The following is a 12,090-nucleotide window of genomic DNA, read 5'->3' on the forward strand; positions in this document are numbered from 1 at the left end:
GGTGATCCGGGTCGGCGCCGGCACCGCCGTCGCGCCGGCCGACTGGGACCGGCCGCTGGACGGGCAGGTGGTGCTGGTGACCGGCGCGGCGCGGGGCATCGGCGCGGCGCTGGCGAAGGTGCTGGCCCGCGACGGCGCCCAGGTGGTGGCGCTGGACATCCCCGCGGCCGGGGACGAGCTGGCCGCCGTCGCCAACGACATCGGCGGCAGCGCGGTGCAGCTCGACCTGACCGCGCCGGATGCGCCGACCCGGCTGGCGGAGCACCTGGCGTCCCGGCACGGGCGGGTCGACGTGGTGGTGCACAACGCGGGCATCACCCGGGACAAGACGCTGGGCCGGATGGACGCCGACCGGTGGGACTCGGTGATCGACGTGAACCTGTCCAGCCAGGAGCGGATCAACGACGTACTGCTGGAACGCGACCTGATCCCGGCCGGCGGCCGGATCGTCTCGGTCTCGTCGATCGCCGGGATCGCCGGCAACCGGGGGCAGACCAACTACGCGACCAGCAAGGCCGGCGTGATCGGCCTGGTCGACTCGCTCTCCCCGGTGCTGCGCGAGCGCGGGATCAGCCTGAACGCGGTGGCGCCGGGCTTCATCGAGACGCGGCTGACCGCGCGTATCCCGCTGACGATCCGCGAGGCGGGACGGCGGATGAACAGCATGGCGCAGGGCGGCCTGCCGGTGGACGTGGCCGAGACGATCGGCTGGCTCTCCTGGCCGGCGAGCGGCGCGGTCAGCGGCAACGTGGTCCGGGTCTGCGGCCAGAGCCTCCTGGGGGCGTGATGGCACCCCGTGACCACGAGGACGACGACCTGACCCTGCACGACCTGATCGAGGGCCCCACCCGCGACCTCACGGCCGCCCGAGCCGCCGCCCTGGCCCGCACCAACGCCGCCGCCCGCCCCACCTCCGACGATCATGAAGTTGACGGCACTTCTGGAGATCCACAAGGCAGCCAACCTCATGATCGACGGGGTGAAGGAGCGGTGGGGCGGCGGCGGGTGGAGTTGGACGGGCTGCCTGCCAGTGGGGCGCTTTATCGGCGGGCGCTACTCGGGGTCGTTCCGGGGGTTGGGGGGCGGCGCGGGGCTGACGTGCCGGGGCTGGAACTCGCCGTTGGCGGGGTCTCTGTGGATCAGCGGCACCTGGCGGACTACGACCGGGTGTGCGGGTTCCGGCTGACCGACCGGCTGCCGGCGACGTACCTGCACGTGCTCGGGTTTCCGCTGTCGCTGCGGCTGATGACGAGCCCGGGCTTCCCCATCCCGCTCACCGGTGTGGTGCACGTGGCCAACCGGATCACCGTGCGCCGGCCGGTCGAGGTCGGCGAGCGCGTCGACTTCCACACGTACGCGGAGAACCTGCGCCCACACGAGCGGGGCCGCCAGCTCGACGTGGTGCTTGTCGGCTCGATCGGCGGCGAGGAGGTGTGGCGCGGCGTGTCCACGTACCTCGGGAAGGAGCGCGCGTCCGGCGGCGGCCCGCGGCGCGACCGGGCTGACCGCCCGGAACCGCCGGCCTTCTCCGCGCAGTGGCGGGTGATGCCCCGCGTGGGTACTGACTACGCGCGCGTCTCCGGCGACCACAACCCGATCCACACCTCGAAGCTGGGCGCGCGGCTGTTCGGTTTCCCGCGCCCGATCGCGCACGGCATGTGGAGCAAGGCCCGATGCCTGGCCGCGCTGGAACCCCGGCTACCGGAGGCGTACACGGTGGACGTGGCGTTCAAGCTGCCGGTGCCGCTGCCGTCGACTGTGGCGTTCAGCGCCTCGCCGAACGGCGCGGGCTGGGACTTCGCGCTGCACAGCGCCCGGGACGGGAGGCCGCACCTGACCGGTTCGGTGCGCTGAGGAAAAGAGGGGACTTGCCGTCCCCTCTTTTCGGCGCTAAGTTGTTCTCAGAGTGAGTTGTTCTCAACCCGAGAGAGTGAGTGACCGTGAACGAGCAGGACTTCCTCGCCGGGTACGACCCGCGGGACTACCCGGCGGTCGCGGTCACCGTCGACGTGGTCGCGCTGACCATCCGCGAGGGCGCGCTGCACCTGCTGCTGATCCGCCGCGGCGCGCCGCCCTTCGCGGGGCACTGGGCGCTGCCCGGCGGCTTCGTCCAGCCGGACGAGGACCTGACCGCCGGTGCCCGGCGCGAGCTGGCCGAGGAGACCGGCCTCGGCGGTGAGCGGCTGCGCCGGGTGCACCTGGAACAGCTCGGCAGCTACGGCGCGCCGGACCGCGACCCGCGCATGCGGGTGGTCTCGGTCGCGCACCTGGCGTTCGCCCCCGACCTGCCCGACCCGGTCGCCGACACCGACGCCGACGAGGCGATCTGGCTGCCGGTCACCGCGCTGACCAGCCGGCAGCTCGCCTTCGACCACGGCCGGATCATCGACGACGGCTTGGAGCGCGCCCGTTCCAAGCTGGAGTACACGCCGCTGGCCACCCGCTTCCTCGCCCCCGAGTTCACGATCACCGAGCTGCGGGAGGTCTACGAGACGGTCTGGGGGCACCCGCTGCACGCCGGCAACTTCCACCGCAAGGTGCTCTCGGTGCCCGGCTTCGTGGAGAGCACCGGCGCCAGCACCGAGCGCGGCGGCGCGCGCGGCGGCCCCCGGGCCAAGCTCTACCGCGCCGGAGACGCCCGGCTGCTGCACCCGGCGCTGCTGCGCCCCGCCCGGGAGGAGACGGTGCGGTGAGGACCGAAGAAGCGATCCGGCTGGTCACTGCCGCGCGTACCGACGCCGACCTGTTCGGCGCCGACGAGCCGGCCCGCCGCTACCGCGAGCTGGTCGGCGCGCTGCACCCCGACCGGCTGGGCGCGGCCGACCCCGGCGTACGCGCCGCCGCCGCCGAAGCACTCGTCACGGTCACCACCCGGTGGCGCACCCCGGCCCCCGCGTACACCGGCGATGTCGCCACCCTGCACGAACGCAAGGAAGGGCCCCCTGTTAACGCCTCCGGTAGAGGAGGGGCCCCTTCTTATCACCTGGCCAAGGTGGCCCGGCACCCCGGCGACAACGACCTGATGGCCCGCGAGGCGCGCGCGTTTGCGCCGCATCGCCGAGCGCGGCGACGCCAGACACCTCGCGTACGTGCCGAAGCTGGTCGACTCCTACCCGGCGCGTGACCCGTCGACCGGCGTGCAGCGGCAGGTCAACGAGCTGGTGACCGTACCCGGGCTGCGCAGCCTTGACGACGTGCGCCGCGCGTACCCGGACGGGCTGGACCCGCGCGACGCGGCCTGGATGTGGCGGCGGCTGCTCGTGGCGCTCGGCCTGGCCCACCGCGCGGGCGTGGTGCACGGCGCGGTGCTGCCCCGGCACGTGCTGATCGAGCCGGACGCGCACGGCCTGGTGCTCGTCGACTGGTGCTTCTCGGCCGAGCCGGGCGGGCTCGTGCCGGCGCTGGTGCCCGGCCACGAGGACTGGTATCCGCCGGAGGTCGCCGCGAAGCGGCAGTGCGGCCCCGGCACCGACATCGCGCTGGCCGCCCGCTGCATGACCTGGCTGATGGGCGACCGCGCGCCCCGCGAGCTGCGCGCCTTCGCCGACGGCTGCCAGGGCGCCGCGCTCGCCACCCGGCCCGACGACGCCTGGCGGCTGCTGCGCGAACTGGACGAGGTGCTGCACCGGCTGTACGGGCCGCGCACCTTCCGACCCTTCACCCTCAACCCGTAGGGAGGCTGCCATGGGCAGTGGAATCTGGGCCCACCGACGTGTACGACGCCGCCGACCGCTACCGGCGCCGCACCGGCAAGAGCGCGTTCTCGTACAGCGACAGCGGCGCGCGCAAGGTGCACCCGGCGCTCGACCCGCGCGACGCGCTGCGGGAGAGCCGCGACTCCGCCGAGCACCCGCAGTCGACGCCGATCGCCGTGCTGTTCGACGTCACCGGCTCGATGGGGCACGTGCCCCGGGTGCTGCAGAGCAAGCTGCCGCAGCTGCTGGGCCTGCTGCTGCGCCAGGGGTACGCGAGCGACCCGCAGGTCATGTTCGGCGCGATCGGCGACGCCACCTGCGACCGGGTGCCGTTGCAGATCGGGCAGTTCGAGTCCGACAACCGGATGGACGACGACCTCGGCCGGATCGTGCTGGAGGGCGGCGGAGGCGGCCAGATGATGGAGTCGTACGAGCTGGCGCTGTACTTCATGGCCCGGCACACGGCCACCGACAGCTGGGACAAGCGCGGCCGGCGCGGCTACCTGTTCATCATCGGCGACGAGCTGGCGTACGCGGGGGTGAAGCGCGCGGAGGTGGCCCGGCTGATCGGCGACGACCTGAGCGAGGACGTGCCGGTCCGGCAGATCGTGGACGAGGTGACCGCGCGCTGGGACACCTACTACCTGCTGCCCGCCGGCAGCCACTACGCGGGCAACCGCAAGGTGCTGGACTTCTGGCGCGGCCTGCTCGGGCAGAACGCGGTCGAGCTGGACGACCTGGACGCGGTCTGCGAGACGATCGCGCTCACCGTCGGGCTCGGCGAGCAGGCCATCGACCTGGACGCCGGGCTGCGCGACCTGGACCGCGCCGGCTCCACCGCCACCCGGACCGTCTCGAAGGCGCTCGCCCGGCTCGGCTCCGGCCGCCGCGCGGTGGCGACGCTGCCGTTCAGCCCGGCCGACGGCGGAAGCGGGGTCACCCGGCTGTGAACCACGTGATGGTGGTCGACCTCGGCTACGGCGACGCCGGCAAGGGCACAGTGGTGGACCTGCTCTGCGCCACCCGGCAGGTGCACACGGTGATCCGGTTCAACGGGGGCGCGCAGGCGGCGCACAACGTCGTCCTGCGCGACGGGCGGCACCACACGTTCGCGCAGTTCGGCGCCGGGACGTTCCGTCCGGGCGTACGGACGCACCTGGCGCGGCACGTGGTGGTGGACCCGCTGGCGCTGGCCGCCGAGGCCGACCACCTCGCGTCGGTCGGCGTGCCCGACGCGCTCGACCGTCTGACTGTGGACGGGGAGGCGCTGCTCGCCACCCCGTACCACCGGGCCGCCAACCGCGCCCGGGAGATCGCCCGGGGAGCCGACCGGCACGGCTCCTGCGGGCTCGGGGTGGGCGAGGCGGTCGCGTACGGCCTCGCCCACCCCGACGAGGCACCCCGGGTGGCGGACTGCCGCCGCCCGGCGGTGCTGCGCCGGCGGCTGACCGCGCTGCGGGACCGGCTCACCGCCGAGCTGGGCCCGCTGGACGCGCCGCCGGTCGAGGACTGCCTGCCCGCGTACGCGGCCTTCGCGCGCCGGGTGGCGATCGTCGACCGGACCTGGCTGGCATCCGCGCTGCGCGAGGGCACCTGCGTGTTCGAGGGCGCGCAGGGGGTGCTGCTGGACGAGTGGCACGGCTTCCACCCGTACACGACGTGGAGCACCACGACGTTCGCCAACGCCGAGACGCTGCTCGCCGAGGCGGGGATGGCCGGTACCGCGCAGCGGCTCGGCGTGCTGCGCACGACCACCACGCGGCACGGTCCCGGGCCGCTGGTCACCGAGGACGCGGCGCTGCCGTTCCGCGACCGGCACAACGGGACGAACCCCTGGCAGGGCCGGTTCCGGTTCGGGCACTTCGACGCGGTCGCCCACCGGTACGCGCTGGAGGTCGCGGGTGGGGTGGACGGGCTGGCGCTGACCCACCTCGACCTGGCCGGGTCCGAGCTGCGGATCTGCCGCCGGTACGAGGGCCTGGACCGGCTCGTCCCCGGCCCGGCCGGTGACCTGGACCGGCAGGCGGCGCTCACGCAGCGGCTGCTGCGGGCCCGGCCGGTGCTGGACTCGGCGCCCGCCGACTGGGCGGGGGCGGTCTCGGAGGCGCTGGGGGCGCCGGTGGTGCTCACGTCGCGCGGGCCCACGGCCGAGGAGAAGGAAGGGCCCCTTGTTAACGCCTTTTGTATGGGAAGGGCCCCTGCTTAACACCGCACCACCGAGCATGGGTGCATGGGGGACGCGCTCGACCTGCTGCACCACACGGTGACCTCACCGTGGGTGTACCTGGTGATCATCGCGGTCACCGCCGTCGACGCGTTCTTCCCGGCGGTGCCCGGCGAGACCGTGGTGATCACGGCCGGGGTCTTCGCGGCGGGCGGCGAGCCGGACCTGGCGCTGGTGATCGTGACCGCCGCGTTCGGCGCGCTCGTCGGCGATCACGTCTCCTACGCGATCGGGCGCGGCGGCGGCGCGCACCGGCTGGCCCGCTTCCCGGCGGACAGCCGGCGGCGGGCCGGCTCCGAGTGGGCCCGCCGGGCCGTCGACAGGCGCGGCGGGATGATCCTGACCACCGCCCGGTACGTCCCCGGCGGCCGCACCGCCGTCACGCTGACCATGGGTGCGGTCCGCTATCCGGTGCGGATGTTCCTGCTGTACGACGCGCTGGCCTGCGCGACCTGGGGGATCTACTGCACGCTGCTCGGCTACTTCGGCGGCCTGGCGTTCGAGCACAACCCCGTCTCCGGGCTCCTCGCCGGGGTCGCCATCTCGCTCGCGGTCACCGGGCTGTTCGAGGCCGCCCGCTGGGGCCGGCGGCGGGCGCACCGGCGAGCCGCCGCGCGCCGCGACTGTTAAAAAGGGGCCCTTCCACTACCGGAGGCGTTAAGAAGGGGCCCTTCCTTACACAGCACCGGGGTGCCAGGTGGCGCCGCGCAACAGTTGGTCGGCGCCGAGCCAGGCCACGTTCATCATCCGGGTCGCGGTCTTGCCGGCATCGGCCTCCGGGTGGTCGGCCAGCCAGTCGGCGAGCGACTCGGAGGCGCCGACGAGCGCGTACGAGACCACCTCCAGGTCGGGGGCGCCGACCTCCCGTCCGGCGGCGCGCAGCGCGTGGTCGAGCATCCCGGCCACCACCTCGACCAGCCGTCCCCGCATGGCGGCGAGTTCGGCGGCGAACGGCTGCGAGCCGCGGGCCTGCCGGTAGAGCACGGCCCAGCCGTCCCGGTGCGCGCCGACGAAGCCGAAGAACGCGCGCAGCCCGCGCCAGAGCCGCTCGTCGGCGGGCAGGTCGGGGGCGGCGGCGCCGGCGATGGCCTCCATCATCCGGGTGCTCTCCCGGTGCAGGCAGGCGATGAAGAGTTCTTCCTTGGTGCCGAGGTAGGCGTAGACCATCGGTTTGGAGATGCCGGCGTCGTCGGCGATCTCGTCCATGCTGGCGGCGTGGAAGCCGCGGCGGGAGAACACCTTCACCGCCGCGTCGAGCATCTGCTGCTCGCGTACGGCTCGGGGAAGGCGCTTGAAGGTCGGCGTGCTGGACACTCTTGCGAGCATACCTACCCGTGCGTAGGGTTACGCCAGAGTAACCAAGCTGGCCCCGCCCGAGAGGTGCATTTCCTGATGACTGACTTCGACCCGGCCAACTTCGCGAACGTCGGCCCCAAGGAGTTCGCGCAGCTGGTCAAGTCCACGCCGGACGCCAAGATCGCCGAGATCATGTCCGGCGAGTCGCGCGGCAAGATCCTCAGCGAGGTCTTCAACCGGATGCCCACGCTGTTCCGCGCCGACCGCGCCGGTGCCACCAACGCGGTCATCCACTGGAACATCACCGGCCGCCCGGACGGTGGCACCGACACGTACGAGATCGTCATCGAGAACGGCGCCTGCACCGTCTCGGAGACCGCCACCCGCGACCCGAAGCTGAGCCTCACCATGGGCCCGGTCGAGTTCCTGAAGATCGTCTCCGGTGGCGCCAACCCGGTGATGATGTTCATGACCGGCAAGCTGAAGGCCAAGGGCGACCTGGGCCTGGCTGCCAACATCGCCAACCTGTTCGACATCCCCAAGGCCTGACATGGCCGAGTTCTCGCTCGACCTGAACGAGGAACAGCGGGATCTACGCGACTGGGTGCACGGCTTCGCAGCCGAGGTCGTGCGCCCGGCCGCGGCCGAGTGGGACGCCCGGGAGGAGACCCCGTGGCCGATCATCCAGGAGGCGGCGAAGGTCGGCCTGTACGGCTTCGAGTTCCTCGCCACCTGCTGGGCCGACCCCACCGGCCTCTCCCTGCCGATCGCCAGCGAGGAACTCTTCTGGGGTGACGCCGGCATCGGCCTGAGCATCTTCGGCACCTCGCTCGCGGTCGCCGCGATCTACGGCGCCGGCACCCCCGACCAGCTCGTCGAATGGGTGCCGCAGTGCTTCGGCGACGTCGACTCCCCGGCCGTCGCCGCGTTCTGCACGAGCGAGCCGGAAGCCGGCTCCGACGTCGGATCGATGCGTACCCGCGCCGTCTACGACGAGGCCACCGACGAGTGGGTGCTCAACGGGCAGAAGGCGTACGCCACGAACGGCGGCATCGCCGGCGTGCACGTGGTCACCGCCTCGATCGACCCCGAGCTGGGCTCGCGCGGGCAGGCCGCGTTCGTCGTACCCCCGGGCACCTCCGGTCTGACCGCCACCCGCAAGCTGCGCAAGCTCGGGCTGCGCGCCTCGCACACCGCGGACGTCTTCCTCGACGACGTCCGGGTGCCGGGCCGCTGCCTGCTCGGCGGCAAGGACACGCTCGACGAGCGTCTGGCCCGCGCCCGGTCCGGGCAGCGCGCCTCCGGCCAGGCGGCGATGCGGACGTTCGAGCTGTCCCGTCCGACAGTCGGCGCGCAGGCGCTCGGCGTGGCCCGCGCCGCCTACGAGTACGCCCTGGACTACGCCAAGGAACGGGTCCAGTTCGGACGGCCGATCATCACCAACCAGGCGGTCGCGTTCGCGCTCGCCGACATGAAGATGGAGATCGACGCCGCCCGGCTCCTGGTCTGGCGCGCCTCCTGGATGGGCCGCAACAACCGGCCGTTCGCCGCCGGCGAAGGCTCGATGTCCAAGCTCAAGGCCGGTGAGGTGGCCGTCTCGGTGACCGACAAGGCGGTCCAGCTCCTCGGCGGCGCGGGTTTCCTGCGCGACCACCCGGTCGAGCGGTGGTACCGCGACGCCAAGATCTACACCATCTTCGAGGGCACCTCCGAGATCCAGCGGCTGGTCATCTCCCGGGCCATCTCCGGGATGCAGATCCGCTGACCGCCGGCGGCACGCCGCCCGGCCCGTGACGACAGGCAGCGCCGTCGCGGGCCGGGCGCCCCCGCCTGGCCGACCCGACCCGCGATCGGGCGCAAGATCACGCAAAACCGGACGGCCGACCCGTCCGGAGCCTGGTCGACGAACCACGAACGCGAAGGAGTTGCGCCTTGGACCTGCCGTTCATCGCCGCCACGCTGACCCGCCGTGGACTACTCACCCCGGGCCGCCCGATCCGGGTCGTCTCGCAGCTGAACGCGCTGCGCCGGTGGGGCTGGAGCCTGGCCGGGGAGCTGCGCCAGGCCGCCGCCCGCGACCCCGGCCGCGTCGCGGTGGTCGACGAGCGCGGCGCCACCATGACGTACCAGGAACTGCTGGAGCGCTCCGAACGGCTGGCCCGCTCCCTCCGGTCCCACCTCGGCGTCCAGGCCGGCGACCGGGTCGGCGTGCTCTGCCGCAACCACCACGGCCTGATCGAGGCGATAGTCGCCGCGATGCTCCTCGGCGCGGACGCCGTCCTGGTAAACACCGGCCTGTCCGCGGCTCAGCTGGGCACCGTGGCCGAGGAACAGGGCCTGCGCGTCCTGGTCCACGACGGCGAGTTCACCGAGCGCGTCCTCGGCCTCCCCGCCGAGGTGCACCGGGTCGACGAACGGCGGCACGAGGAGCTGATCGCCGCCGCGGTCCCCGGCGAACAACTCCAGCCGCCCGAGCGGGACGGCCGCACCATAGTGCTGACCTCCGGCACCACCGGCGCGCCCAAGGGCGCCCGCCGCCCCACCCCGCACGGCTTCGGCCCGCTGGTGTCCATCATCGACCGCATCCCGCTGCACGCGCGGAACACCACCATGATCGCCGCGCCGATCTTCCACACCTGGGGGTACGCCGCCCTCCAGGTCTCGTTCGCGCTACGGGCCACAGTCGTGCTGCACCGCCGATTCGACCCCGCCGCCACGCTGACCGCGCTCGTCGCCCAGCGGTGCGACGCGATGTTCGCCGTGCCGGTGATGCTGCAACGACTCATGGAGGTCGAGCCGCCGCTGCCCCGGCCCCCGCTCAAGGTGGTCGCGGTCAGCGGATCCGCCCTGCCCGGCAACCTGGCCACCGCCTTCATGGACCGCTACGGCGATGTGCTGTACAACCTCTACGGCTCGACCGAGGTCTCCTGGGCCTCCATCGCCGGCCCACGCGAACTGCGCGCCGCGCCCACCACCGCGGGCCGGCCGCCGCACGGCACCCGGCTGGCGATCCTGGACGAGAACGGCCGCCCCGTCCGGGACGGCGAGGTCGGGCGGATCTTCGTGGGCAACGAGATGCTCTTCGAGGGCTACACCTCGGGCGTCGGGCGGGAGAGCCGCGACGGCCTGCTGGACACCGGCGACCTCGGCCGGCTCGACGCCGACGGCCTGCTCTTCGTGGACGGCCGGGCGGACGACATGATCGTCTCCGGCGGCGAGAACGTGTTCCCGTCCGAGGTGGAGGACCTGATCGCCCGGCTGCCGCAGGTCCGCGAGGTCGCGGTGATCGGCGTACCGGACCCCGACTACGGCGAGCGGCTGGCCGCGTTCCTGGCGCTGCGGCCGGGCGAGACGCTCGACCCGGAGGCGGTCCGCGAGTACGTCCGGCGCTACCTGGCCCGCTTCTCCGTGCCGCGGACGTGGTGTTCGTCAAGTACCTGCCGCGCAACGCCACCGGCAAAGGTGCTGAGCCGGGAGTTGCGCCGCTACTTCGACTGACGGACGGCACCCCGCGAACCGGTCCCGCCGCCGGGCGCCGTCCGTCAGCCGGGGAATCGTGATCCGGCCCTCCACCGCACCCGCCGCGATGTCGGTGCGGTGGTGGGAGCCGGCCAGCTCGACCTCGCGTACCAACTCGTAGGCGGCGTCGCGCGCGGCGGCCAGGTCCGGGCCGGTCGCCGTACCGCAGAGGACCCGGCCGCCCGCGGAGCGCAACGTGCCGTCGGCGTCGCGGCGGGTCCCGGCGTGGATGATCCCGGCGCGGTCCGCGCCGGTGATCACGTCACCGGTACGCGGGCCCGCCGGGTAGCCCTCGGCCGCCACCACGACTGTCACCGCCGCGCCGTCGCGCCACCGCAGCGGCGGGTGCGCGCCGAGCGTGCCGGTGGCGGCGGCGTGCAGCAGCCCACCCAGCGGCGTCTCCAGCAGGGCGAGCACCACCTGGGTCTCCGGGTCGCCGAAGCGCGCGTTGAACTCGATCACGCGCGGGCCGGACGGGGTGATCGCCAGGCCCACGTAGAGCAGGCCGGCGAACGGGGTGCCCCGGTCGCGCAGCTCCGCGAGCGTCGGGTGCACCACGTCGCGCATCACGTCGTCCACCAGGTTCGGCGGGGCCCACGGCAGCGGCGCGTACGCGCCCATCCCGCCCGTGTTCGGGCCGGTGTCGCCGTCGCCGACGCGCTTGAAGTCCTGCGCGGGCAGCAGCGGCACCGCCGCTTCACCATCGGTCACCACGAACAGGGAGACCTCGGGACCGGACAGGTACTCCTCGATCACCACCCGGCCGCACTCCGCGGCGTGCCGCTCGGCGGCGGCCCGGTCGTCGGTGACCACGACGCCCTTGCCAGCGGCCAGCCCGTCGTCCTTCACCACGTACGGCGCGCCGAACTCGTCCAGCGCCCGCGCCACCGCAGCCGCGTCCTCGCAGGTGTACGCGCGCGCGGTCGGGACACCGGCAGCCGTCATCACGTCCTTCGCGAACGTCTTCGAGCCCTCCAGCCGGGCCGCCTGCGCGCTCGGGCCGAACACCGCGATGCCCTTGGCGCGTACCGCGTCGGCGACGCCCGCCACCAGCGGCGCCTCCGGGCCGATGACCACCAGGTCCGCCGCGACCTCGACGGCGAGGGCCGCCACGGCCGCCGGGTCGGTGGGTGTCACCTCCCGAAGCGAGGCGACCTCGCCGATCCCCGGATTCCCCGGCGCTGCGACGAGCGCCTCGACAGCCGGATCCCCGGCGAGTCCGAGCGCGAGAGCGTGCTCCCGCCCACCACCACCCACAAGAAGTACGCGCACGACCCCGCATCCTACTGACCACCCCACCCCACCCCGTTGATCATGAAGTTGGCGGCAGGATGTGAGATCGAAATCGCCGTCAAC

At 73.4% G+C, this 12,090-nt stretch carries 10 protein-coding genes and 3 pseudogenes; 11 read left to right on the forward strand and 2 right to left on the reverse strand.

Annotation, left to right across the window (positions count from 1 at the left end):
• The 8 genes and pseudogenes from MCBG_RS19165 to MCBG_RS19195 all read left to right on the forward strand — a co-directional run.
• Positions 1 to 787: 3-oxoacyl-ACP reductase (locus MCBG_RS19165; RefSeq protein WP_043327547.1), on the forward strand; the 787-nt coding region annotated here is incomplete at its 5' end.
• Positions 787 to 1,854, forward strand: a complete 1,068-nt coding sequence (locus MCBG_RS19170) for a MaoC/PaaZ C-terminal domain-containing protein (protein WP_043327548.1) — start codon at positions 787 to 789, stop codon at positions 1,852 to 1,854. The genes MCBG_RS19165 and MCBG_RS19170, both read left to right, overlap by 1 nt.
• An 80-nt stretch (positions 1,855 to 1,934) precedes the next feature.
• Complete coding sequence (locus MCBG_RS19175) at positions 1,935 to 2,693, forward strand: NUDIX hydrolase (RefSeq protein ID WP_176722790.1); 759 nt, start codon at positions 1,935 to 1,937, stop codon at positions 2,691 to 2,693.
• Complete coding sequence (locus MCBG_RS34235; protein ID WP_223201266.1) at positions 2,690 to 3,124, forward strand: hypothetical protein; 435 nt, start codon at positions 2,690 to 2,692, stop codon at positions 3,122 to 3,124. The genes MCBG_RS19175 and MCBG_RS34235 overlap by 4 nt, the downstream gene beginning before the upstream one ends.
• The gene (locus MCBG_RS34240) at positions 3,090 to 3,674 is read left to right on the forward strand and encodes a protein kinase family protein (protein ID WP_223201267.1); all 585 of its coding nucleotides are present in this window, start codon (positions 3,090 to 3,092) and stop codon (positions 3,672 to 3,674) included. Before MCBG_RS34235 ends, MCBG_RS34240 begins: the two co-directional genes overlap by 35 nt.
• Positions 3,675 to 3,684: 10 nt before the next feature.
• Positions 3,685 to 4,645, forward strand: a pseudogene (locus tag MCBG_RS19185) (hypothetical protein).
• Positions 4,642 to 5,901 carry an adenylosuccinate synthetase gene (locus tag MCBG_RS19190; RefSeq protein ID WP_043327549.1) on the forward strand — a complete coding sequence of 420 codons (1,260 nt, stop codon included), beginning with the start codon at positions 4,642 to 4,644 and terminating at the stop codon, positions 5,899 to 5,901. Before MCBG_RS19185 ends, MCBG_RS19190 begins: the two are co-directional and overlap by 4 nt.
• Positions 5,902 to 5,925: 24 nt before the next feature.
• Positions 5,926 to 6,549 carry a DedA family protein gene (locus MCBG_RS19195; protein WP_043327550.1) on the forward strand — a complete coding sequence of 208 codons (624 nt, stop codon included), beginning with the start codon at positions 5,926 to 5,928 and terminating at the stop codon, positions 6,547 to 6,549.
• A gap of 45 nt (positions 6,550 to 6,594) precedes the next feature.
• Here MCBG_RS19195 and MCBG_RS19200 read toward each other — a convergent pair whose 3' ends face one another.
• The gene (locus MCBG_RS19200; protein WP_181373705.1) at positions 6,595 to 7,233 is read right to left on the reverse strand and encodes a TetR/AcrR family transcriptional regulator; all 639 of its coding nucleotides are present in this window, start codon (positions 7,231 to 7,233) and stop codon (positions 6,595 to 6,597) included.
• A gap of 78 nt (positions 7,234 to 7,311) precedes the next feature.
• Between MCBG_RS19200 and MCBG_RS19205 the strand changes: the two genes are divergently transcribed.
• The 3 genes and pseudogenes from MCBG_RS19205 (at position 7,312) to MCBG_RS19215 (ending at position 10,713) form a co-directional block, all read left to right on the forward strand.
• Complete coding sequence (locus MCBG_RS19205) at positions 7,312 to 7,764, forward strand: SCP2 sterol-binding domain-containing protein (RefSeq protein ID WP_043327552.1); 453 nt, start codon at positions 7,312 to 7,314, stop codon at positions 7,762 to 7,764.
• Between the two features lies 1 nt (position 7,765).
• Complete coding sequence (locus MCBG_RS19210; protein ID WP_043327553.1) at positions 7,766 to 8,980, forward strand: acyl-CoA dehydrogenase family protein; 1,215 nt, start codon at positions 7,766 to 7,768, stop codon at positions 8,978 to 8,980.
• Positions 8,981 to 9,147: 167 nt separating this feature from the next.
• Positions 9,148 to 10,713, forward strand: a pseudogene (locus MCBG_RS19215) (AMP-binding protein).
• Between the two features lie 48 nt (positions 10,714 to 10,761).
• On the opposite strand, the pseudogene purD reads toward MCBG_RS19215, so the two are convergent.
• Positions 10,762 to 12,006: pseudogene (gene purD / locus MCBG_RS19220) on the reverse strand (phosphoribosylamine--glycine ligase); the annotation flags it as partial.
• Positions 12,007 to 12,090 lie beyond the last annotated feature (84 nt).

Origin of the sequence: Micromonospora sp. M42 (genome assembly GCF_000568915.1) — a bacterium.
Taxonomy (GTDB): domain Bacteria; phylum Actinomycetota; class Actinomycetes; order Mycobacteriales; family Micromonosporaceae; genus Micromonospora; species Micromonospora chalcea.